This is a genomic window from Actinoalloteichus caeruleus DSM 43889 (genome assembly GCF_000429185.2).
GTDB classification, from domain to species: domain Bacteria; phylum Actinomycetota; class Actinomycetes; order Mycobacteriales; family Pseudonocardiaceae; genus Actinoalloteichus_B; species Actinoalloteichus_B caeruleus.
Map to the genome: position 1 here is coordinate 75,005 of NZ_AUBJ02000001.1, position 23,564 is coordinate 98,568.

At 73.3% G+C, this 23,564-nt stretch carries 15 protein-coding genes; 2 read left to right on the forward strand and 13 right to left on the reverse strand.

The window, feature by feature from the left end; genetic code table 11:
* Nucleotides 1-23: 23 nt before the first annotated feature.
* Entirely contained in the window at nucleotides 24-2,387 is a 2,364-nt protein-coding gene (gene secA2 / locus G443_RS00320; protein WP_026418662.1) for an accessory Sec system translocase SecA2, read from the reverse strand.
* Nucleotides 2,388-2,813: 426 nt separating this feature from the next.
* On the opposite strand from secA2, the gene G443_RS00325 reads away from it, so the two are divergent.
* Together G443_RS00325 and G443_RS00330 are read left to right on the forward strand one after the other, a co-directional pair.
* A complete protein-coding gene (locus tag G443_RS00325; RefSeq protein WP_245588775.1) occupies nucleotides 2,814-3,338 on the forward strand; it encodes a GNAT family N-acetyltransferase in 525 nt (174 codons plus the stop codon).
* A gap of 202 nt (nucleotides 3,339-3,540) precedes the next feature.
* On the forward strand, nucleotides 3,541-4,665 hold the full coding sequence (locus G443_RS00330) for a hypothetical protein (protein WP_026418664.1): 1,125 nt from the start codon (nucleotides 3,541-3,543) through the stop codon (nucleotides 4,663-4,665).
* Nucleotides 4,666-4,854: 189 nt separating this feature from the next.
* Here G443_RS00330 and G443_RS00335 read toward each other — a convergent pair whose 3' ends face one another.
* From G443_RS00335 to G443_RS00390, 12 genes are all read right to left on the reverse strand, one after another.
* Nucleotides 4,855-5,478, reverse strand: a complete 624-nt coding sequence (locus G443_RS00335; RefSeq protein ID WP_026418665.1) for a nucleotidyltransferase domain-containing protein — start codon at nucleotides 5,476-5,478, stop codon at nucleotides 4,855-4,857.
* Between the two features lie 69 nt (nucleotides 5,479-5,547).
* A complete protein-coding gene (locus G443_RS00340; protein ID WP_026418666.1) occupies nucleotides 5,548-7,434 on the reverse strand; it encodes a hypothetical protein in 1,887 nt (628 codons plus the stop codon).
* 537 nt (nucleotides 7,435-7,971) lie between these two features.
* Nucleotides 7,972-8,934 (reverse strand): aldo/keto reductase, encoded by a 963-nt coding sequence (locus G443_RS00345; protein ID WP_026418667.1) that lies wholly within the window; start codon nucleotides 8,932-8,934, stop codon nucleotides 7,972-7,974.
* Nucleotides 8,935-8,941: 7 nt separating this feature from the next.
* A complete protein-coding gene (locus tag G443_RS00350) occupies nucleotides 8,942-10,141 on the reverse strand; it encodes a glycosyltransferase family 4 protein (RefSeq protein ID WP_026418668.1) in 1,200 nt (399 codons plus the stop codon).
* Nucleotides 10,138-11,319 carry a lysylphosphatidylglycerol synthase domain-containing protein gene (locus tag G443_RS00355; RefSeq protein WP_051313906.1) on the reverse strand — a complete coding sequence of 394 codons (1,182 nt, stop codon included), beginning with the start codon at nucleotides 11,317-11,319 and terminating at the stop codon, nucleotides 10,138-10,140. The genes G443_RS00350 and G443_RS00355 overlap by 4 nt, the downstream gene beginning before the upstream one ends.
* Nucleotides 11,316-12,401, reverse strand: a complete 1,086-nt coding sequence (locus tag G443_RS00360) for an endonuclease/exonuclease/phosphatase family protein (protein ID WP_155886108.1) — start codon at nucleotides 12,399-12,401, stop codon at nucleotides 11,316-11,318. Before G443_RS00360 ends, G443_RS00355 begins: the two co-directional genes overlap by 4 nt.
* A complete protein-coding gene (locus G443_RS00365) occupies nucleotides 12,394-13,425 on the reverse strand; it encodes a glycosyltransferase (protein WP_051313908.1) in 1,032 nt (343 codons plus the stop codon). The genes G443_RS00360 and G443_RS00365 overlap by 8 nt, the downstream gene beginning before the upstream one ends.
* Nucleotides 13,426-13,499: 74 nt before the next feature.
* Entirely contained in the window at nucleotides 13,500-14,516 is a 1,017-nt protein-coding gene (locus tag G443_RS00370) for a UbiA prenyltransferase family protein (RefSeq protein WP_051313909.1), read from the reverse strand.
* A 195-nt stretch (nucleotides 14,517-14,711) separates the two neighbouring features.
* Entirely contained in the window at nucleotides 14,712-15,827 is a 1,116-nt protein-coding gene (locus G443_RS00375; RefSeq protein ID WP_245588776.1) for an NAD-dependent epimerase/dehydratase family protein, read from the reverse strand.
* Between the two features lie 968 nt (nucleotides 15,828-16,795).
* Nucleotides 16,796-17,971, reverse strand: a complete 1,176-nt coding sequence (locus G443_RS00380; protein ID WP_026418670.1) for a lysylphosphatidylglycerol synthase domain-containing protein — start codon at nucleotides 17,969-17,971, stop codon at nucleotides 16,796-16,798.
* 1,493 nt (nucleotides 17,972-19,464) lie between these two features.
* Nucleotides 19,465-19,668, reverse strand: a complete 204-nt coding sequence (locus G443_RS00385; RefSeq protein ID WP_016698275.1) for a cold-shock protein — start codon at nucleotides 19,666-19,668, stop codon at nucleotides 19,465-19,467.
* 296 nt (nucleotides 19,669-19,964) lie between these two features.
* Nucleotides 19,965-23,423 (reverse strand): lamin tail domain-containing metallophosphoesterase family protein, encoded by a 3,459-nt coding sequence (locus tag G443_RS00390; protein ID WP_051313910.1) that lies wholly within the window; start codon nucleotides 23,421-23,423, stop codon nucleotides 19,965-19,967.
* Nucleotides 23,424-23,564: the final 141 nt, after the last annotated feature.

Sequence of the window (23,564 nt, forward strand, 5' to 3'; positions counted from 1 at the left end):
GACGCGGGGCATCAAAGCGGCGGTCAGTCCTCGTCGTCCGCGCGTCCGCGCCGGCCGTCCAACATGCGCCTGATCCCCCGGAACGCCCGGTCGAGCTCGGAACCGAACGGGTTGTCCTGGACCAGGTACGTCCAGGTCGCGGTGGGCCGCACCAGGCCGGCGTCGTCGAGGTCGATGCCCTCGGCGGTGATCGTCGCCTCCTCGAAGGTCCTGGCGGCCCGCTCGTCGACCTCGCCGAGCAGGTCCCTGAACGCGGGGATCGCCGCCCGGTGGTACTCGTCCAGCGGGTTCTGCTTGCCCAGGGCGTGCAGGTGGATGCTCTCCCGGAGGTCGCTGAGGAACGCCAGGTGCTCGACCCAGCAGCGGTCCAGGTGGAAGAGGGTGATGCGGCGGGCCACGGAGACGAGGACCTCCTCGTCGATCTCGGCGCTCAGCTCCCGGTAGCGGTCGGGGCAGCGCCGTTCCAGCTCCCGCAGCGCGGTGTCGGTGCCGAGCAGCAGTTCGCGCCGTTCGTCGAGGATCGCCCGGTGGCGCTCCGACAGCCGGCTGTAGCGGAACGTGTTGCTGTGGATCTCCAGCAGCGCGGCGTCGGCGACCCGCTGGGCGTGGTCCAGCAGCCGTTCCGCCGCCAGCCCCGTGACCTGACCGTCCTCCTCGGTGGTGGTGGGCAGCCGGGCGTCCGGGGCGTGTCGGACGACGAGGTCGTCCTCCAGGCTGCTGAAGAAGATGGACCGGCCGGGGTCGCCCTGCCGGCCGGCGCGGCCCCGCAGCTGCTCGTCCAACCGGCGGGAGACGTGCCGGTTGGTGCCGACGACGCAGAGGCCGCCGAGGTCCTTGACCTTCTCGTGGTCGGCCTGGTCGGACCCGCCCAGCCGGATGTCGGTGCCCCGCCCGGCCATCTGGGTGGACACCGTCACCGCCCCCAACGCGCCGGCCTCCGCGATGATCGCGGCCTCGGCCGCGTCGTTCTTGGCGTTGAGGACCACGCAGTCCACGCCGGCGCGTTCGAGCAGTTTCGCCAGGTGCTCGGACTCGGCCACGTCCATCGTCCCGATCAGGACGGGTTGGCCCGTCTCGTGGGTCCGCGCGATGTAGTCGACGATCGCGGCCTCCTTGTCGGCGATCGTGGCGTAGACGCGACTCGGTTCGTCCACCCGGACGCAGGGCCGGTTGGGCGGGATGATCGACACCCCGAGGTCGTAGAAGGTCCTGAGCTGCTCGTCCGCGGCCCGCGCGGTCCCCGTCATCCCGCAGACGGTGGGGTAGCGGCTGATCAGCGCCTGCACGGTCATGGTGTCCAGCACCTCACCGGTGTCGCTGACCGCGAGCCCCTCCTTGGCCTCCACGGCGGCCTGGAGGCCGTCCGGCCAGCGCTGGAGCTCGGCGACCCTGCCCCGCGACTCGTTGATCAGCTGGACCCGGCCGTCCCGCACCAGGTAGTGCACGTCCCTGCGCAACAGCACCCTGGCGTGCAGGGCCACGTTCACCTGGGACAACGTGGTGCCCACGTGTTCCTCCGAGTACAGGTCGACCCCGCCGAGGGCGTCCTCGACGGCCGCGGCCCCCTTCTCGGTGAGGAACACGTTCCGGTCATCCTCGTCGGTGCGGTAGTGCAGGTCCGGCTTCAACGCCCGCACGAGGTCGGTGATGATGCTGTCCGGGGCGGCTCCGGCGGTCGACCCGGCCAGCACCAGGGGGACCCTGGCCTCGTCGACGAGCACGGAGTCCGCCTCGTCGACCAGCGCCACCTGCGGCGCGGGCACGATCGGGTCGGTCCCCAACCGGTCCCGCAGCACGTCGAACCCGAACTCGCTGACGGCGGCGTAGGTGACGTCGGCCGCGTAGGCGGCCTCCCGTTCCTCGGGGGTCGAGGTGGAGGAGATCCACGCCACGCTCAACCCGAAGGCCTCGTACAGCGGCGCCATCCACTCCGCGTCCCGGCGGGCCAGGTAGTCGTTGACGGAGATCACGTGCACCTGCCGTCCCCGCAGCGCGAACGCCGTCGCGCCGATGGCGCCGGCCAGCGTCTTGCCCTCGCCGGTGAGCATCTCCACGACGTCCCCCGCGAACATTCGCGCGGCCGCCAGCAGCTGGACGTCGAAGGCGGGCATGTCCAACCGTCGCCTGCTCACCTCCCTGGCCAGGGCGAGGAAGCGCACCAGCTCGTCGCGGTCGAAGGTCGCCGTGCTCCCGGCCCCGTCGTCCCCGTCGACCGGTCGGTGCCGACGCGACAGTGCCGCGAGCCGTTCGGCGAGGTCCGACTCGGTGAGCTCCCGGTACTCACCCTCCAGCTTCGCGGCCGTGGCGACCACCGCCCGGGAACGCGAGAAGGCCCGCCGCCGCGAACCACCAAGCACCTTCCAGAACGCACTGCTCAGTCGGCCCATGCCGCCTTCCTCGGAGCACACCCGTGGGAATTCCTGTTGAATGCCCGTTTCACTCAGATCCCACCATGCCTGACCGGATGAGTCGATGGGGCCAGGGGCATCCCGGCCGCCTTCCGCCGCGCAGCGCTCCGGGGGACCGGGAGCTGGTGGTGCGCGGCCGTTCCGGGAGGGTGGTGGCACCGGGGAAGCGGGCGTTCCCGGGACGGGAGCGCCCGCCTGGGGCCCCGGCCAGGGCCGGGGGTGTGGGCTGGGACGCGGCGGCCATGCCCGCGTTCGCGTCCCCTTCCGGGCAGGCCCGCACGGCCTCGACGCTTCGCCGGCACCGCTACCCGGGTGGCGGTGCCGGCAGCCGGCCCCTCCCCGAACGTGAAAGGAAATCGTCTTTCTCCTCGGCGCGACGTCTGGTTCGCTGGAGGAGTGGGTGACGTGATCAGCTCGGAACGACTTGACCTGGTTCCACTCGACGCGGAGGCGCTGTCGCTGGTGGTGGTCGGCGACGTCCCCGGGCTGGAGCGGGCCCTGGGCGTGGTGGTGCCGCCGGAGTGGCCCGCCACCGTGCCCGCCCGCCTCCGGTTGGACCAGCTCGCCGAGGACCCCGCCGAACTGCCCTGGCTGGTGCGGGCGATGGTCGACCGGGACGAGCGGCGGATCGTCGGGGTGACCGGTTTCCACGGGCGGCCGGACGACCGGGGGCGGGCGGAGGTGGGCTACGAGGTGCTGCCCGGGGACCGCCGTCGCGGCTACGCGCGGGAGGCGGTCCTCGCCCTCGCGGACTGGGCCAACGCCAGCGGTGCCGCGTTGACCTGCGTGGCCAGCGTCGCGCCCACGAACGAGGAGTCCCTGTCGCTGGTCCGTTCGCTGGGCTTCCGCCAGGTCGGTGAACGCCTCGACCCGGTCGACGGAGTCGAACTCGTGTTCGAGCGCGGCCTGCCGTTCTCCCTCGACCCCTGACGAGACGCAGCCGCTCCAGCAGCCCCGCCGCTCCGCCTCCGGGTGGGCGGGAGGCCGTCACCCCCGGCCGCAACCGGGCCACGGGCTCATCGGACCAGTCGCACCCCGGTGCCGCGCCCGGGCGCCTCCCTCGGATCTTGACCTCGACCGCGGTCGAGGTGTCAGGCTCGTCCCTCCCCGACCACCCGACGAAGGGCGAGCCGTGACGACCCCGTTCCCCCCGACCAGCGCACCGGCCGGTGATCCGCCGTTCCGCGTGTTGTCGGATCCCGCCGACCTGCCCGCCGTCCCCGAGGAGGTCCCGCCGACCGACGCCCAGGCCTGGTGCTCCTTCGTGGTGTGGGTCCCCGACCGCCTCCCCACCGGGTGCGTGGCCCGGGCGGGCACGCTGCGCCGGGAGGCGCCCCCGGGCCGCCCCGACGGCAGCGACGTCGGCAGGTCCCCCTGGTCGCGCGCCAACCCCTGCGCCTACCGGTTCGAGGTGGTCGGCGAGGGCCGGCGCCTGCGCGTGAAGCAGTTCCTCTACGACTGGGCCGTGCCCGCCCTCGACCACCCGAGCCTCTGGCGCAGCCGAACCTCCGCGCGACCGTTGGACGGGCGGCACGTGCTGTGGTTCGGGGTCGACTACCTCGGCAACAGGGGGACCTCGGCGCGGTTGGGGCGGACCATGGTCGAGCTGTCCGTCCTGGACGGCGAGTTCACCGAGGAGGAGCTCCTCGACCTGCACCGCTCGCTGCGACCAGCGGACGCCGACGCCCCGTCCCGGCTCGCCGCCGTTCCCTTCGCGGAACTGAGCTACTGGGCCCGGCACCACGACGTCGAGATGGTCGTCGTCCCGACCGGGATCTGGCGGTTCGACCGGGACGGGGACACCGCGCACGAAGGGGACTGGGTGACGCCGCCCCACCACGCGGCGCTGCTGGGCGCCCTCGGTCTCCCGGAGCGCCTTGGTGGCCTGGCGGTGGACAGCGCCGCCCGCTTCACCAACGCCGAGGGCCGCACCGAGGTCGAGGTCCTCTACAGCGGCGGCCCCGACCGTGGACGGGAGCTGCGCCTGGTCGCGCAGCGCACCGGGCGGGGGCGGCTGGTCGTACCACCCCGGCCCTCCGCGCACGAGTGGGCCACGAGGACGACCACGACCCTGCGGGGGACCACGGTATGGCTCGGCTGGATCGACGAGGACCACGGCCCCTTCGACTGCGTGGGGCGCGCGGCCAACGGTGTCGAGTTCCGGCTGGTCAGCGGCAGTGGGGTGGGCCTGGACCGCCGCTGGTTCGAGTCGGCGTCGACCGAGCTGCTCGCCGGGTGGGATCCACCAGCGTGCTGAGACGCCGGTGCCACCGGCCACGCGGTGCCAGCCCGGCCAGCGCCCCTCCGTCCCGTCCCGCGTCCCGGGCCTCGCCGGGCGGGAGTCCCGAGGTGGTCCCGGGGAGGGGGCGGTCGGGCCGTACCGACCCGCCGACCACGGGGCGGTTACCGGATCACCGGGAGAGGGGCCCCACCCGTCACCGGTGCCTCATCCCCGCCGGGGAGTAGGCCCCTCGTCGTCCAGCCTGGTCCGCCACGGGTGGTCGGCACCGAGGTGGTTCCGGAGCCAGGTCCGTCGCCCCTCGTCCAGTCGGGGCAGCACCGCGGCGAAGTCGATCTCGTCGCGGTGCCGGGGAGCCGCCGCCTTGTAGTAGAGCTGCACCTCCGGCGCCAGCACCGGAACCCCCGTCGCGGTCCGCCAGCCGAGCCCGGCCACCGGGCGGCGCACCCGGGGATCCCGGCGGGAGACCCACTCCCCGCCGACGCGTTCGTCGACCATCAGCTGGAGGCGCCAGGGAGCCGAAGCCGTCGGGCGGCACCAGATGTCGTGCACCCGTGTCGGGAGGGGCTCGCCAGGGTCCCAGCGCCGCAGGGTGCCTGGCGGGTCGGCGGCCCACAGCTCCCAGTCGGCGAGGGCGAGCCGGAAGGTCGCGACGTCCGGCCGCAACACGACGACGTCGACGTCGGAGTGCGCGCGGACCGGCCGGCCCACCGCGAGTTCGACGGCGTGCCCGCCGGCCACCCACCACGGGGCGGCGACCTCGGCCAGCAGGGCGGCCACCTCCGGAACACCGAGCGGGTCCCACCGTCCCAGGTCATCCTCCGCGATCACCTCCCCAGCCTGCCACCTCCCGTGAACCCCCGAGGTCCACCAGAGGGCTCAGGCCGGCTGGTCGGAGTCCTAGTTGGTCCGCTTGCTGGGCAGGTGGCGTCCGATGTACCCGACGTAGACCCGGCCGGAGTGCGCCGTGTCGTCGAGGTAGTGCAGGCGTGGGCTGGTCATCCCCTGCTTGGTGATCTTGAAATGGGCGCCCATGAAGGCCCTGCCCTCCGGGCGGACCTCGACGGGTACCGGGAAGGTGCGGGCCGAGCTGAAGTACTGGTTGTTCTGCACGTCGTTCGTCTCGTTGTGCGCGTGGCGGTTCGCGGAGACGCCCCGACAGCCCCGGGGCAGGTCGCGCAGGTAGCCGGCGACGTCCCGCTCGCACCGGCCCTCGGCGCTGGCCGCGGCGTAGTCCTCCAGCGCGACCAGGGCGGCCCAGATCTTGCCCACCCACACGCACAGGGTGTCCTTGTCCGCGAGGGCCCGGGTGATCTGCTGGTCCCCGGTGAAGGCGACGTGCGCCAGCTTGTCGAGGTGTTCGAAGAGCTCCTCGTAGGTGTGCGGTCGGGCGTCGTCGTCGCCGGACGGGGGCTCCAGGTGGGACACCCGGGCGTCCCGCGCCCACAGGGCGAGGGTCCGGCGCAGCCGGGTCTCGACCGTCAGCAGTTCCTCGGCGGTCTCCGCGTGCTCCAGCTGCTCGTCCTCCCAGCCCCGTCGGAGCAGGTCGCGCTCCTCACGCAGCCGGTCGATCTCGGAGGTCCGCTCCCGCAGGCGTTCCGCGATCAACTCGCGCGTCGACCGGGCGTGCCGGGCGGCGGAACCGAGCGACCCGAGCGCGGTCAGGGACTCCACCGTCACCTCCGCGCTGCCGGTGGCGGCGAGCAGGGCCTCGGTCAGGGCGGTCCACCGTGCCCGGTCGACGAGCACCCCCTCCGGTGCCGGCTCGTCCCGGGGGGTGCCGGTGGGCTCGCCGGCCTCCTCCGGGACCGGCTCGCTCCCGTGGTCGTCGGGGGCGGTTCGGGCCGGTGGCGGCACCGCCGGGCGGGCGGGGGCTGCCGGTGATCCGTCGCCGGACAGGCCCGCGACGACCAGGCTGTCCATCTCCTCCTCGAGCGCGCGGTGCGCCCGGAGCACCGCGCCCGGGAGCGGGGAGTTCTCCGCGACCTCCCGCGCCTTCCACCCCAGGATCCTGGCGTTCTCGCGATCGTCGGACTCCACGATCCGCGACAGCCCCAGCAACCGGTGCTGCCGGGCGCCGACGCGGTCGGTCAGGTCAAGACCTGGGCGGTAGCTGCGCAGGCTCCAGGGCGGGACGGCGTAGGCGGGGCCGGCGTCCCGGTTGAACGCCTCGGTCGCCGCCGGATCGAGCACGTAGGTGGTCGCGAGCCCCGTGGTCTGGTTGAGGAGCCGACCGGCCAGGCCCTCCCACCGGGCGAACTCCACGTCGTCACCCCCGGACGATCCGGCGAGGATCGCCAGTCCCCGTCGCCCCGGGTCAGCCAGGACGGTGAGCAGCCAGTCGGTGTCGTCGACACCGACGCGGGCGGGCGCGGGGCGCAGGGTGTGCGCGCCGTCGCGGACGTCCAGCACCTCGGTGAGGGCGGTGGCCAACCGGGGTGTTCCGGTCCACACGCGGCGGTCGCTGGTTCCTCGCGGTCCGGGGGACTCGACGTCGAGCCACAGCCACGGTCGGTCCCGCTCCCGCCTGGGCACCGCGACGGTCAGCTGCGTGACCCAGCCGCGTGGCTCCCGGATCCGAGCCCGCACCTGGTGGGAGCCGTCCCGTAACCGCCGTTCGAGCAGAGCTCCCTCCACGTCCCGTTCCAGGCGCACCGACCGCCCGGGGGTCAGCGCGTCGGCCTCGTAGCCCTTGCCGCGCAACCAGGAACGCAACTGGCCGAGCACGATTCTGACGAGGTGGTCTCGGTCGCCGTGGACTTCGCCGAACATGCGGTACCCGAGCATGGCTCCTCCGGACGGGATCGCGGCTGGACCGGTCGGACGCCGTGGAGTGCCCGGGCGCGCTGCTCTCGCCGCACCCCTCGTCGGCGGCGGGGGACACCGGACCGAGGGGTGGCTGAGCTGTCGGACGGAGGGTGCGGAGTTGGACGGGCGGGGCCTGGAGCACGGGAACAGCGGAACGGGGAGTGCGCGGCGTTCGGCCGGGTGGTCCAGCCTAGCGCGCCCACCACCGGGGCCGCGGCGGTTCCTGGCCGAGGATTCCTTGGTTGACCAGCCAGTTCGTCGAGCGGACGTCCTTCGAGGATTGGGGCGAGCGGCGGAGGGACCCCGGGAGAGCCCTCGCCCCCGTCAGGTGAACGGCGGCCGACCACCCCGCCCCCGGAAGTCGCCCTGCCGATCCGCTGGTGCCCGGCCCCGCCCCGCCCCGGACGCGTCCGGAGCTGCTCCGCTCGCGGGCGTGGCCACCGGAGCGGGAGGTCGGCGCCAGCCGCCGACCTCCCGGCCAGGGCGGACGGTCGGTGCCGCCACCCGAGGAGGAACTCAGGCGGCGTCCAAGGCGGCTCGGACCTCCTCGGGCAGCACCAGCTGGGCGCCGTCCAGCGCCTCGTCGAGCTGGGCGACCGCGCTCACCCCCACGATGGGCGTGACCACCGGATCACCGGACGACATCCAGGCAAGGACGACCTGGTTGACGGTGGCCCCGACGGCGTCCGCCGCGTCGCGGAGCGCCCTGAGACGCCGTGCGGAGGCCGCGCCCCGGTACTCCGGCGCCAGCGGGGTGTCCGGCCGGGTGTAGGCACCCGAGAGCAGGGGGGAGTAGCCGACCAGGTTGAGGCCTTCCGCGCTGGCGTGCGCCAGGTCCTCGTCGTCGAACGCCCGCTGCGGACCGAAGGGGACCGAACGGTCCGGGACGAGGTAGGTGTACCGCTGCTGGAGGTGGGAGCACCGGGGCCAGCCGTGCCGGGCGGCCAGCTCCAGCGCGGCCACCGTCCGCTCGCGGCGGTGGTTGCTCAACCCGATGTGGGACACCTGACCGGCGGCGACCAGTTCCGCGAACGCGCCCAGCGTTTCCTCCAGGTCGGTCGACTCGTCCTCCACGTGCGCGTAGAGGAGGTCCACGGAGTCGGTGCGCAGCCGCTCGGCGCTGCGCTCGAACTGTTCGCGGATGACGGCAGCCGACAGGCCCTCCGCCTGCTCCGGCCACGGCGCCCCGAGGGTGGCCGGCCGCGAGCCGACCTTGGTCGCCACCACCATCTCCTGGTGCGCTCCTCGGTCGGACAGCCACCGGCCCAGCACGGCCTCCGACTCGTCGCCGGTACCGCCGTCCGCCCAGAAGCAGTAGCAGTTCGCGGTGTCGAGGTGGCGGCCTCCCCGTTCGGCGAACCGGTCGAGGATCTCCCGCGAGCGGTTCTCGTCGACCCGGGTGCCGAAGTACATGGTCCCCAACCACGGTCCGGGAGTCTCGGGGCCACGGGTGGGGTTGTCGCCGATGGGGTTCGTCACGGTGTTCTCACGACCTCGTCTCGTGTCGGTCAGCTTGGTGGGCGGGAGGTTCCCGCCGGCCCTCGACGGCGGGGGGTAGCAGGGAACGGAACAGGTTCTCGTAGCGGTCGAGGCAGCTCTCGACCCCGAACTCCTGGCGCGCCCGGTCGCGGCCCGCCTCCCGGATCGCCGTGTCCCAGGTGAGGGTCGATCGGAGGGCGTCCCGCAACGCCGGGACGTCGCGGGGCGGCACGATCTCGCCCATCCCGGTCGCCAACACCGGGAAACGGCCGCCGGGGAGGTCGGTGGTCACCGAGGGCACCCCGCACATCATCGCCTCCGCCTGCGCGATGCCGAAGGACTCGGCGACCGAGGGCAGGGCGAACACGTCCACGGAGGAGTAGAAGTCGTTGATCTCCCGCCCGCGCAGCAGGCCCAGCACGCGGATGCGGTCGTCCCTCGCCGCCGCCGCCCGGACCATGCCGATCACGCTGCCACCGGCGACGGTCTCGTAGTCCCCGCCCAACAGCAGGCGCGCGTCGGGGTCCTCGATCTCACCGAAGGCCCGCACCAGGTACTCCAGGCCCTTGTCGGGAACCATCCTGCCGAGGAACCCGATGTGCGGGCCGGTGGTCTCCCGGTACCCGGGCTCACCGCCGGACCTGTCCAGGCACGGAGCGGGGATCGCGGTGAGCCGGGCGTCGGTCAGCGTCGGCCACTGCTCCGAGTGCCTCGCCTGGTCCTCGCTGTTCACCACGACCGCCGTCGAGCGGCGCAGCGCGGTGCGCACCGACCGGCGCACCACCCCCGTCGCGATCCTGTTGACCAGACCGGGTGGCAACCACAGGTCGATGTGGTAGGTGCTGACCACCGGGACCCGCAGCCGGGGGACCAGGACCGCCGCCGACTCCAACATGGGCAGGTGCAGGTGCAGGACGCGCGAGCGACGCGCCACCCGCCGCACGGTGGAGGCGAAGGACGGGCTGACCGTGCCCCGGCCCACCGTGGCCACCACCGGTGTCCGGTGGACGTCCACACCCCCCAACCGCTCCCGCGTCGGCAGCGCCGGGTCGTGGCGGGCGGCGACGACGGCAACCCGCCACCCCCGCTCGGCGAGCCCCTCGGCGACCACTCTGGCCACCTCGGTCAACCCGCTGACGTAGGGCGCGTAGTAGTTGACCGCCACGCACAGGTCGTAGTCGACGGCCGGCGACGGAGCTGAGGTCACGAGGCATCACTTCCCGAGGAGGAGATCGAGGGGGGAACGCGGCCGGCGGAGGGGACCGCGACCACGGGGGACGGCGTCCGCCTCGCCCGCCGGCGCCCCGACCAGGAGCTGTGGGCGAAGAGCGTGACATCCGCCAGAGCGAGGAGCAGCCGGCTGATGGTCGCCACCACCACCGCCGCCGGCACCGGGAGGCACGTGCTCAACATGAGGACCAGCACGCCCTCCCGGACCCCGAGGCCGTCGGGCACGAGGAAGGCCAGGCTGCCCGCCACCATCGCCAGGGCGAACCCGCCGACCGAGGGCAGCACGGCGGCCGCCGGGTCCGCTCCGAGCCCGACCGCGAGCACCCACACGTGCGCGCCGGTCACCAACCAGGACAACACGCACAACCACACCGAACGGCGGAGCGGGGCCAGTGGTACCGGCGCGAGCCGGGCGCGCACCGCCGGAACGCTGGTGGCCAGGCGCGTCGCCAGCCGGAGCAGCCACGGGGTCAGCAGCAGCACCAGGACCGCGCAGGCGACGGCGCCGAACACCAGCCACTCGTCCTCCCACCGGGCCGCCGCCACCGGCAGGGCGACCCCGGCCCCGGTCGCCACCGACACGGCCAGGTACACGCCGAAGGCCGCCGTGATCTGCGCCGCCCTGATCCCGAGCCCGGCCGCGAGCTGGGCCTGGAGCACCACCGACCACATCACCCCCGGTACGTACTTCCCAATCGCGCCGGCCGCGAACAGCCGAACCGCGTCACGCGCGGACACGGGACCAGCCAGCGCCACCAGCGGTGCCCGCCACGACAGGGCGGTCACCACGACCCCGAGCACCACGGGCACGAACGCGGCGGCCAACAACCCGGGGTGGAGCGCGCCGAGCGCGGCCCCCAGCTCGTCGCGTTGCTCCACGATGCCGTGCCCGACGAACACGGCGGCGGCCAGCAGGATCCCCACCGTCACCGTGGTCCGCAGCCAGCGCAGGCCCGCCAGTCTGGTGACGGTGGCGAGCAGCGACGCCACCAGCGTCCTCGGCCCCTCGTCGTGCCGGGCGGGCGCACTGGCGCCGACGGCGGGACCTCCGGGCCCCGCCCCGTCCGTCTCCCGCTGGGGGTGTGGTGCCGACGCGACGGCGGCGCCGTCAGCCTCGAACCCGGCGACGTCCCGGGCGTCGCGGTACCCGCTCACCGGTCCCCTCCTACCGAGATGCGCGCGATCTGCACGGAGTGGTCGGACAGGCCCGCCGGGTCCTCCAGCCGGTAGTCGTGGGCCACGACGCCGTTGCGGACGAACATCCAGTCCAACCGCCACAGCCGGAGCGCGGAGCTCAGGTCCCAGGACACCGGGTGCACCGAGGACCCCGCGTCCGCGGCGTCCTGGCCGAGGTCGCGGATCCGGCGCAGGTCGCCCATGGCCGGGGTGGTGTTGAGGTCACCCCCGATCACCCCCGGGCGTTCGTCCCGGGTCGCACTCGCCCGCAGCGCGTCGTAGGCGGCGACCCGCCGCTCGTCGCGGGCACGCAGCGTCCGGTAGAACTCGCCGGACAACGGGCTCAACGTCGGGTCCATCTGGGCCCGCACGTGCACGTTGTAGGTGGACAACGCGGCACCTCCCGGAGCGGCCACGTCCACCCGGAGGACGTCGCGGTGACCGACGGCGGGCACGTCGAGGACGGGGAGCCGGGACAGCGTGACCAGGTGGCCCCTGATCACGATGTCGTAGTCGGGGAAGCGTGCCTCCAACGCCGCCTCCTCGTCGATCGACACGATGCGGCCGTCCACGAAGTCCAGGTACTCCTGGAGGAGGTAGACGTCGGCGTCGAGATCACGCAGGTGCTGGTAGAAGTCATCGGAGTCGTCGGTGCGATCCCAGTACTCGGTGTTCCAGGACACCACCGTCACGGTCGGGCCGGCCGGGTCCCCGGGGCCGGGCGTCAGCACCCCCAGGGTCAGACCGCTCTGCGGCACCGCCGCGACCAGGCCGACGAGGGCTACCGCGAGCAGGCGCCAGCCGCCCCGTACCAGGGGCACCGCGAGCGCGAGCGACGCCGAACCGACCAGGTAGGCGATCGGCGGCACCACCGAGAAGGCCAGCCAGAGGTGCCACCGGCCGGACACCACGAGGTTGAGCAGCACGAAGGCCGTCCAACCGCAGGCCGAGACGCCAACCAGCGTTCGGAGGACGTGCCGCGCCCGCCCACCCCCGCCCGCGTCCGGCCCGCCGCCGCCCGGTGGCGGGCCCGGGTTCCGCGTCAGCACCGCGTCAGCCACCAGCCACCCCCTCACGCAGCGCATGGCTCACCGGCCGCTCGCCCGCCGGCCGGTAGCGCCGGCGGAAACCACGGGAGGTCACCCAGCGCAGGACCCCGCACCCGGCGGCGGCCGCGGTGGTCACGTTCATCAGCCAGTGCAGCGGTACCACCGCCGCCAGGAACCGGGCACCACCGTGGCCGAGGGCGGCGCGGAACAGCGCGCGATCGCAGAACGCGAACGCGGTGAACAGGGCCAGTGGAACCGCGGCGCCCGGCCACCCCAGGAACAGCGGGAGCGGGGCGGAGGCCAGGGACAGCGCGGCCGATCCGACCGCCACCGGCCGGTAGGCCGTGTCCCGGGTCGACGGCCGCGCCCCACCCGGCCGGGCGAAGAGGGCCACCAGCGGCACCGACCGCGTGAACTGCTTGCGCAGCAGGACACCGAGCCGGTCGTCGTCATCGTGCCGGCCCAGGACCTCGGGGCTCAGCACGATCCGGGACACCTCGGCCATCCGCGCCCCGTACTCGACGTCCTCGGTGGAGCGGAGGTTCTCGTCCAGCGGTCCGACCTGGTCGAACACCGACCGGCGGATGGCCCCGAGCGAGAAGAACGCAGCCCGCACGTCCCCGGCGCACCGACGACGCCACAAGTGCCCGTGGAACACCTTGTACCGCTCGACGGCACCGTCGTCGACCAGCGGCACCGAGTCGTAGATGCCGCACACCGACCCGACGTCGGGTTCCCGGCGCAGCAGCTCCACCGCCGTGGCCAGCGCGTCCGACGCCAGTTCGACGTCCGAGTCGAGGAAGAAGAGCACCTCCCCCCGGCTGGCCGCCACACCGGTGTTCCGCGCCGCCGACACCCCCTGGTTCGGGGTGCGGATGACCCGGCAGTCGAACCGGCTCGCCACCGCCACCGAGCCGTCGGTGCTGCCGTCGTCGACGACCAGCACCTCCACCCGGGGGTAGGTCTGCCCGAGGACCGCCTGGAGGCAGCGGCCGAGGGTGCGCGCGTAGTTGAAGTTGGGGATGATGACCGACACCAACGGCGTCCAGTCCGGTGCGCCCCGCCCTGGATCGGGGGCGGCTCCTCCCGGCGGCGCGACCCGCCCGGCGCTCACAGGGCACCCGCCACGACGAGCACCGCCAGCCACAGGCCGGCGTTGACGACGGTCGGCACGTCCCGGAACAGGTCGGATCCCGGGTCGCCGCCGGTCCGCCGCACCGTGACGAGCTGGAGGTACCGGAAGACCGCGAAGGCCGCCAGCGGGAAGGTGAGGACCACCAGCGCCGAGGCCGCGGCGGTCGGACCGAACCCGACGAAGTTCGCGTAGCTGAGCAGCGCCGCGGCGAGCGTGACGACGATGACGTGGTCGAGGAACGTCACCGAGTAGCTGGCCAGGGTGGGGCGGTGCGCCAGCGCGGCCGGGTCACGTTCGACCAGGGTCAGCTCGTGGCGGCGTTTCCCCACCGCCAACAGCAGGCACGCGCAGTACACGCAGATCATCAGCCAGGGGTCGATGGCGGCGCCGACCGCCAGCGAACCGGCCACCGCCCGCAGGACGAACCCGGTGGCCACCACGGAGACGTCGACGAGCGGGCGGTTCTTGAGCACCAGGCAGTAGGCGAGGTTCAGGGCCAGGTAGCCGCCGATCACCAGGGACACCGCCCACGGGAGCAGCAGCGACCAGAGGACCATCGCGGCGCACCCCGCCGCGATGAGGAACCACGCGGTCGCGGTGCTGACCCGGCCGCTGGCGAGCGGGCGGTTCCTCTTCACCGGGTGCAGCCGGTCGGCCTCCCTGTCCCGCAGGTCGTTGAGCACGTAGACGGTGGAGGACGCCGCGACGAAGGCCAGCACCGTCGCGAGGAGCGGCCAGAGTCCGGGCAGGACGGCGGCGGGTGCGGTCAGCAGTGGGGGGAGCACCACCACGACGTTCTTCACCCACTGCTTGGGCCGGACCAGGCGGAACAGGTCCCGGGGCCCGGCGCGCCCCGATCTCGCCGGGGCCAGCGGTGCGCTCCCCCTGGCGGAGGCGTCGCCGGTCGGGGGCGGGGTGGAGGGCGGATCGACGTCCCCGGGTCGGGGAGCGGGCAGCGTCGGGGTCTGGTTGGTCTCCAGTGCGTGGTCCACGCGGTTCCTCTCGTCCGGTTGTCCAGTCCCCCACCGGAGGTGGGCGGTCCGGGGCTGGCCTCGGTCGCGCGGCATCGTCGCCGGGCGAGGGAGCGGTGTTCGGGAGCCGATCAGGGGTTGGCGGAGCAGCACGCGGCGCACCGGTCCGGGGAGTCCGGCCGGCGTGCCGGTGAGGCCCCCGTTCGGGGGGTGAGATCAGAAGAAGGCCTTGGCCAGGCGCAGCGCGCCCTGCTTCCACGGGTCCCGGTGGGTCCGCCCGGTGCGTGTGACGGCGTGGTCGGTGGCCCGTCCGCGCCACCACTCGTAGGTGCGCAGCAGGGTCTCCCCGTTGCTGTACCGGGGTTCGAACCCGAGCACCCGGCTCGCCCGGCTGGTGTCCACGTAGGAGTCCCGGACGAGTTTGTGCACCAACCGCTTGTAGACGGGGGAGAGGCGGAGCGCCGCCAGCCCTCGGAGCACGGCGACCGCCGGCAGCACCGGCACACCGACGACCCGCCCGCCGTGCCCGGCCGCGTCCAGCACGCCCTGGAAATCCTCCCGCAACGTGCCGAACCTCGTGGCACCAACATTGAACGTGTCGTTCACCGTGGCGTCCGGCATTCGTAACGTCGCGCGCACCACCGCGCAGAGATCGTCGACATCCAGCATTTGGGCCCGTTTTCGCCCTCCTGCTGGGAGCGGAAATGACCGGCCCTCGTCCGCCCATTCGAAGAGCATGGAAAACAGGCCGAGACGTTCCTCCCCGAGAAAGGTTTTCGGGCGCAGGACCGGTGCGCACAACCCGGAATCCCGTTCTCGCTCGACCAGGATCTCCGCCGCCCTTTTCGCCTCGCTGTAGGGGTCGACGGGGCGGCACGGGTAGTCCTCGGGAGTGGGGCAGTCCTTCGGTAGCCCATACACCGCGGTCGACGACACGTGCACCAGTCGGGGGACACCGGCGGCCCGGACGGCGCGGAGCACCGAGTCCGTGCCGTCGACGTCGACGGACCTGATCTCGGACGCGCGGTGGCTCGGGAGCGCCGCCGCCGCGTGCACCACCGCATCAGCTCCGCTGAAAATCCTGGTCAGCGTGGTGGTGTCCCGAATGTCCGCCGTGTGGAATGTCGCGCGGTCCCGGGTCCGGGCCGGTGCTGGGCGCAGGTCGACCCCCACCCACCGCACCTCGGGCCAGTCCTGCGCGACCAACGCCGTCCCGAGCATCCCCGCCGCCCCGGTGACGACGACGCGCCGGGGTTCCGCGGCGGCCCCCGGTTCCCGGGCCCCCCGCGTCCCCACCTCGGCGGCGGAGTTCTTCTCCGTGTGTCCCGACATCATGTGCCCTCCAGCTTTCCGGACGTGCTCCCGCCACGTCGGACAGCCCGAAGGGGTTGGCAGCGCCGCCAACTCGCCGAATCCGGGGTGTCCGAAAAAGGGAGACGGTGATCGGCGGCGGTGCCGTCTGGAATGTTCCGGACGGACACTAACCAGTGCTGAATGCGGGTGCAAGGAGTTTCCGTCGGCGGTCCGGAATTGCGCGGTTGGGATGAGTTGGGTGGCCTCCGGAACGCCTACTCGAGGGGGCCGAAGGGTCGATCGATCCTTAAGTGCCGCTGACGCCATCCGGCGGACACCCGCGGCGGCCGGACCCGTCGATCGAGGGGAAGCGCGCCGGAGCGGCCCCCTGGCGCGGTGCCTGGCGCCGGCAGGGCGGCGGTCCTCCCCGGCGGCTCGCGCCGGGGGCGCCACATCCCCGGTCGGGTGTGGCCGGCTGGTCATGTCCCGCCCGCACCACCGGGCAGCTGTGATCTGCTGGGCTCCGTCGCCCGTCGCCCGTCGCCCGTCGCCCGTCGCCCGTCGCCCGTCGCCCGTCGCCCGTCGCCCGTCGCCCGTCGCCCGTCGCCCGTCGCCCGTCGCCCGTGCAGCATCAGGACCGTCACACCGGTAGCGGGTCCTCCGACGCGGGAGCGCGGACGGCGGGCCCCGCCCTTCCCGAGCCGGTGCCGTGGAGCCGGCGGGCGCGGCGCGACCCCGAACGTGCCGCCGGACGATCAGGGCTGGGCGGGACGGGTTGGTGACCGGGGCCGGGCGCCGGGGGCCCGCTCCGGCGGCGGGTGACGCGACGGCGCGGGCGACCAGGCCCACCGAACCGCCCCGCCGAACCCGGCGGAACACCGGTCCCGGCCGCGTGGTGCGGGCCCACCCGGTCGAGGGCCGGTCGCCGCCGACCCGCTCCGACTCGCCGCGCGGGACAGGGACTGAGCGACGCGGTTCCGGTCGCGTCGCCGGAGGACCCGCCAGGCTCAGGGCGAGGTCCCCACCGTCGCCGGCCGGCTGGGCAGGGCACCCCGCCGGGCATCCCGCCGGACGGACCAGCTGCCCCACAGGAAGAACACCACGTCCGCGAGGACCAACAACACCCGGCTGGCGGTGGCCACCACGACCGCCGCACCGAGCGGCAGACAGGTGGTGAGGAGCGCGACCAGCACCCCTTCGCGGATGCCGAGGCCGTCGGGAACGACGAAGGCGATGTTGCCGGCCACCGTCGCCAGCGCGAAACCACCCACGGCTGGCAGCACCGCCTCGACGGGATCGGCTCCCAACCCGACGGTCAACACCCAGAGGTGCGCGCCCGTGACCAACCAGAACAGCGCGCAGATCCACACGCCTCGGCGGAGCGGGGCCACCGCCACCGGCACCAGCCTGGACCGCAGTGGGCGGAGCCGGGCGGCCCACCGCAGGCAGAGGGCCAGCGACCACGGGATGAGCACGAGGGCCGCCGCCGCACCCGCCAGCCCCCCGAGCAAGACCAGCACCCCGCCGTCGAACATCAGCGCGGACACGGGGAGCGCCACCAGGATCCCGGCGGTCAGCGAGACCATGAGGAACGCGCCGAAGGCGGCGGTGAGGTGCGTGGCGGTGACGCGGTGGCGTGCGGCCAGCGAGGCCTGGAGCACCACCGACCACACCAGGCCGGGCACGTACTTGCCCAACACCCCCACCGAGTACAACCGAACGGTGTCCCGCGCTCCGAGCGGGGTGGACAGCGCCTGGAGGGGTTCACGCCACGCCAACGCCATCAGGGCCACGCCGAGCAGGGCCGGGAGGAAGGAGAGCAGCAGGACCAGGGGGCTGAGGTCGCGCGCCGCGTCCCCGATCTCACCACGCTGGTCCCACAGCCCCCGCGTCACGATCACGGCGGCGGTGACGAGGATCGCGAGGGTGATCGTCGCGCGGACCCAGGGGAGCGCGACGAGCCGCCGCAGGGTGTGGGCCGCGTGACGCGCCCTCCCGGCTGGCGCGCGCGCCTCCTCCTGGCCGGGGGCAGCCGTGTCCGGCCCGGCCCCGTCGTTCGACGGCGTCGCCGGTGCCCTGCCTCGCTGGTCCTGAGCTGGTTCGCCCTCTGGAGCCACGCGAACGGCGGTGCCGGCGGCCGGTTCGCGGTCCGGCGAGACCGGTTCCTTGGTCTTCTCGGTCATCGGTGCTCCTCCAACGCCACGGTGGCCGACCGCCCACCGTGGTCCGACGGTCCTGCGGTGCGGATCGGGTTGAACGCACGGAACTCACCTGGGATGCGCCGCCCCGGTCGCGGCCGCCGACCCGGGGGCACGGGCGAGCCGGGGACGGGAGGCGGGCCTGCTCGCCAGCGGCCTGGCCGTCGAACTCGGGGGCGGAACCGTCTCCTCGCGGAGGAACCGGGCCGGGCCGGCCGTTGGAGGAGGGCCACGAACCGGGACGAGGTCGCCTCGCGGACGTCTCGGCAGTGCTCGGCCCGTGCCCGGTGCCGGTGGCGGCACCTCTCACGGGCGGAGTGGGACCGGCCGCGCGGTGTGCCGCGCCACGGCGAGGAGGTGGACTCGTCCGGCGGCCCACCAGCAGAGAGAACACAACCGGTCGCTCCTCGCCGAGAAACGTCCCCGCACCCGGACCGATGCGTGAGAACAGCATTGTTTCGCTTCCCACCAGTTTTCTCGGCGGTCGCCTCTTCGGAACTCTACGACTTCCGCGCGGGAAGGAGGTAGTCCTCGTCCTGGTGGTGGGAGTGTCACGGTCGGTGGACGCGGGGGGAGGCCGGACCGCTGGCCGGGGATGGGGTGATCGGGGAAGGCCCATGCCCCCTGTCGCGTGGATGTTCGCCCAGGTGAGAGTCTTGCCGTGTCCGTCGAGGCCTTCGTGACCCGCCACCGGGAGCGCCTCTCGCCGCCGGCGGGAGGCGCGACACGAGCCGCCAGGTGGTGACCCGGAGTGACGGAGTGGGCGTCGTCGTGCCCGGCGAAATGAGACGGGAAATGTGTCGTCCGGACGGGTGAAATAGTAGAACGGGGGCTGGCGGGAACGCCGCCGTTGTTCCTTCTTTCGGAGGAGAGAACTGGCGGCCGGGTGCATATCGTGTTCGTTTTCCCCGCGCTCCGGGGTCGGATCGGGACGTGGCCGGTGAATCACGTGGTCGCACCTGGTCGGCGTGCCGGGGCCGGGGGCGGACCACGCGTCCTCGTGCCGCCAGGGGTCGAGGTCGTCCGCGCGGTCCCCGGGGATCGTCCCGGCGCGGTGGAGGTGGTGCCAGCACCACGTCCGGTCGCCCCCTCCGCGACGCGGACGCCGGGGAGCGGCGTCGTCGGACCGGATCCGGTGTCGGCACGAGCCGTCTCACCCGAGGCCGACCGCCCCCCCCGGGGCGGGGACTGGCGGTCCACGGGCCGGGCTGGGCGCTCGCGATCACCACGCGCGAAGGCCACCGGGCGTGGGGACCCGTTCCGGGACGGGCCCGGCACCCCCGGCCGCCTCTCGTCCCCGGGCCTGGCGCGGGGCACGGACGCCCCGAGGCCGGACGACGGCAGGTGGCCCGAGCTCAGGCGGGCTCGGGGCGAACGAGGAGCCGTCGCGGGGCGGGGATGCGGCTACGAGGTCCCCGGACACGGCGAGGGCGCGCTCCCCCGGGGGGAAACGCGCCCTCGCCGTCGTTGACGAAGCCTCAGATGACGCTCACGCCGGTGGCCTGCGGGCCGCGCGTGCCCTGGCCGACCTCGAAGCTGACCCGCTGGTTCTCCTCCAGGGTGCGGAAGCCGTTGCCCTGGATCTCCGAGTAGTGCACGAAGACGTCGGGACCGCCGTCCTCGGGGGCGATGAAGCCGAAGCCCTTCTCGGAGTTGAACCACTTCACGGTGCCCTGAGCCATGCCTGTCTCCTCTGTGGATGGCGTGTACGTGTCGCCGCCGGTGCCGCGACCCGGGTCGTCTCAGACGGGAGCGTTCCCCGACTCTGCCTTGAGGAAAACCACATGCCCACCACGACGTTTCGCGAGCGCGTCACACGAACACAAAACGACGACCGACGACAGTGAATCACATCCATCTCCCGACCGCCCGTCGATCACCTCGCGTGTCGGCCTCCCGGCGGTCCGGGAACCGCGCCGCCGGGAGGCGCGGACGGGGGCTCCCCGGTGGCCGGGGAGCCCCCACTCGCCTCTCCGGGTCAGCGCCCGCCGCTGGTGGTGAACCCGCGGACCGCGGAGCGGGCCGTCACGCCCTCGGCGTCGCTCACCTCGGCGAACCAGGCGTAGCGGGTGCCCTCTCGCAGCCCGCTCCACTCCAGGGCCGCCTCCCGCCCCGACTCGGTGGGGACGGTGCCGATCTCCGCCACGGGCCCGAGCAGCCCGAGACCGGTGGTCTCCACCTTCCTGGGGGTCAGGAGGTCGACGTCCAGCACGAACTCGTCGTCGGCGTCGCCGTAGCGGCCCTCGCCGTCGTACTCCCACGAGTTGTGCTCGCCCAGCGACGGGGAGTAGGTGTTCACCGCCATCCGCCCGGCGTCGGCGTCGAACTGGAGCAGGCGCAGGAACCCGGTCCTGCGCTGCCCGTCCACCTCGAACGCCTGGTAGTCGGCGAGCATCTCGACCACGGTCCGGTCACCATCGCCGACTTCGTGCTGGACGACGGTGGACACGCCGTGGAAGTGGCCGGACAGCACCAGGAACACGTTGTCGTGCGGTTCGACGAGCTCGTCCCAGAAGACGTCGCCCTGGGCGGTCCACCGCCCGTTCTCCCGGGTGGCGCGCTCGCCCTCCGGCCGCAGGTACTCGTGGGTGCCGAGGATGACGTTGTGGTCCGGGTGCGCCTCGATGACCCGACGGGCCCAGGCGATCTCCTCCGGGTCGGCGAAGTAGCCGACGCTGAGCATCAGGAAGTCCAGCCCGCCGGCCTCGACGAGGTCGTAGTGGCTGCTGTTGTCGCCCTCGCGCCACGACCCACCCCACCACGGCTTGTCCTCGTAGCGGTCCGGCCCGAAGTACTCGTTGTACAGGTCGTTGGTCAGGCCCCACTTGTTGTCGTGGTTGCCGGGCAGGATGCCGTTGGGCAGGCCCGCGTCGTCGAGCAGCCGCTGAGCGTCGGAGGCGAACTCGAACTCGTGGCGGGCCCGTTCCTCGCGGTCGACGCCGCGGATCCAGGTCTCGATGATGTCGCCGGTGTGGAACGAGTAGTCGATCTTCCTGGCCTCCTGGTTGGCCACCAGCCAGGAGTTGATCGCCGTGTAGGCCTCGCGGAAGTCCTCAGCGAGGAACTGGGTGTCCGTGACGTGCGCGACGGAGAAGTCGTACTCGTGGGGGTTGGCGAACTCCTGGTTCGGCTCCTCCGAGCCACCGAAGGACTCACCGGTCCGGGGGCCGTCCTGCACGAGCAGGTTCACCGTCCGGCCCCGGACCATGCTCGACACGTCAACCCGGCCCAGCAGGCCGATCTCCTCCCCGTCGACGCCAGCCCCCGCGTCCAACAGCGTCCACTGCCCGGCGCGGTGGTCCCACGCCCTCAGCTGGAGCTCGTTGCGGCCGCTGGAACGCCCCGACCAGCTCACGTGGAACTCCGGGACGTCCCGGAGGTGTTCGCCGACGACCAGTTCGAAGCGCTGGAAGGGGAAGTCACCGGAGCGGTCCTCGCTCACCAGCGGTTCGGCACCGGGAGCCCCGGGGACGTGCGGACGTCCCACCCGCTCCTCCCCAGGAACCCGGAGGACGCTCGGGGGAGCCTCGGACGTGGCGCCGCTGAAGGACTTGGTGGCCGAGTCCACCACCGGGATTACCGGGGCGCCCCGGAATGAGACCCGCATCGTGTCGCCGTTGGGGTGGTGCACCCGGCTCGTCAGCTCCGCGTCCCGGTCCACGACCGCGCCATCCGCCGGTCCGCCCAGCTCGGGCGTCCAGGGCCGGGCCCGGGTGTCCAGCTCCACCGGCTCCAGATCGGCCGGGTCGGGCACCGCCGGGTCCCGGGGCTCCGGGGTCACCAACTCGCCCGGAGTGCGGGGCGCCTTGGCGAAGTCGGCGACGTTGTCCCCGGTCGAGCGCGCCCGCTGGTAGCTCTCCCCCTCGGAGGTCAGCAGCGAGTTGTGCAGGGCCAACCCGAGCACGCAGGGGCTGGTGACGTCCTGGTACCCGAAGTCGGCGGTGCGGACGTAGGCACCGGCGGCGTCGACCAGCCGCTCGTCCGCGTCCTGGAGCCACACGCCGTAACCGTCGTCGTTCAGGCTCGTCGGGTAGGTGGTGTCGGCGACGTCGGCGAGCTCCGAGCCGGCGCGGGCGGCCAGGAAGGTCTCACCGGGGGCGAGGGTCGTGCCCGCCGGGGCGGTGAACTGCGGCGTGGTGACCCGACGCCCGGTGCCGGCGCAGCGGTGCAGCGACCACCCGTCGATGCTCACCGGCTCGTCACCGTAGTTCGCGATCTCGACGAAGTCGTCGTTCGTGCCACCCGGACCGGCGTTGGCGAACTCGCTGATGCGCACCGGGCCGAACTCGAAGGGCTCCTCGACCAGGTCCTCCGGGTCGTGGATGACCAGCTCGCCGGGTGTGCGGGGTGCCTTGACGAAGTCCGCCCGGTTGTCCCCGGTGGAGCGGTGGCGCTGGTAGCTCTCGCCGTACCCGTAGTCGAGGGTGTTCGGCAGGCGTTCGCCCTGGGCGCAGGCGCTGTCCAGGTGGTCGTAGACCGACACCGCGTCGACGATGGCACCGTCGGCGTCCTCCAGCAGCGCGCCGAAGCCGGCGTCGTTGAAGCTGACGCCGTAGCGCGCGTCCGGGTCCTCCACCGTCGACGCCGAGCCGGCCCGGCTGATCACGTAGGTCTCGCCCGGTTGGAGGACCTTCTCGGGCAGCGGGTCCAGCTGGCGGGTGCCGGCGTCCCGGCGGCCCGTGGCGGTGCACCGGTAGAAGCTCCAGCCGGTGATGTCCACGGGCTCGTCCCCGAAGTTGGCGAGCTCGACGAAGTCGTCGTTGGTGCCGCCGGGCCCTCCGTTGGCGACCTCGCTGAACAGGACGTCACCCGGGCGCGCCCCCTCGTCGGGAGTGGTCGCGTTCGGCGCTCCGGGTGTGCGGCGGGCGGCGATGAAGTCGGCGGCGTTGTTCCCGGTGGAGGACACCCGCTGCCAGCTCTGCGCCCGCTTGTAGTCGAGCGTGTTCGGGATGTTGGCGCCCTGGGCGCAGTCGCTGTGCACGTGCGCGGGGTAGACGCCGACCGAGTCCACCATGCGGTGCTCGGCGTCCTCCAGGTACACGCCGAACCCGTTGTTGTTGAAGCTGACGTCGTACCGGGCGTCCGGGTCCTCGATGGTGCTGGCGTTGCCCGACCGGGTGATGAGGTAACTCTCGCCGGGGGCCAGTCGGACGCCGTCGAGCGGCGGCACCTGCGGGCTGCTCACGTGCGCGCCCTCCCCGGAGCAGCGGAACACCCACCACCCGGTGAGATCGGCCTCGGCGTCGCCGTAGTTCGTCAGTTCGAGGAAGTCGTCGTTCGTCCCTCCGGGGCCCCCGTTGGCGAGTTCGCTGATCCGGACGTCCGGCGTGCCGCCGGCGCTGGCCTGCTCACCAGGGGCGATGACGACCAGGGGGATCGCCAGCGCGGCGGCCAGTGCCGCCGGTAGTGGTCGTGGAACTCCGAGCCGGCGGCTCATGTGTGCTCCCTTGGCTGCGGAAGTGCGCCGGCCCGTGTCGGCGGCGCGCTGACAGCTGCCAACCCTCGACAGCCCGGGTGAACCGTGGCGCGGTGGTCGTTGATCAGGTGGTGAACGGCCGGCTAACACTCACGCGGTTCA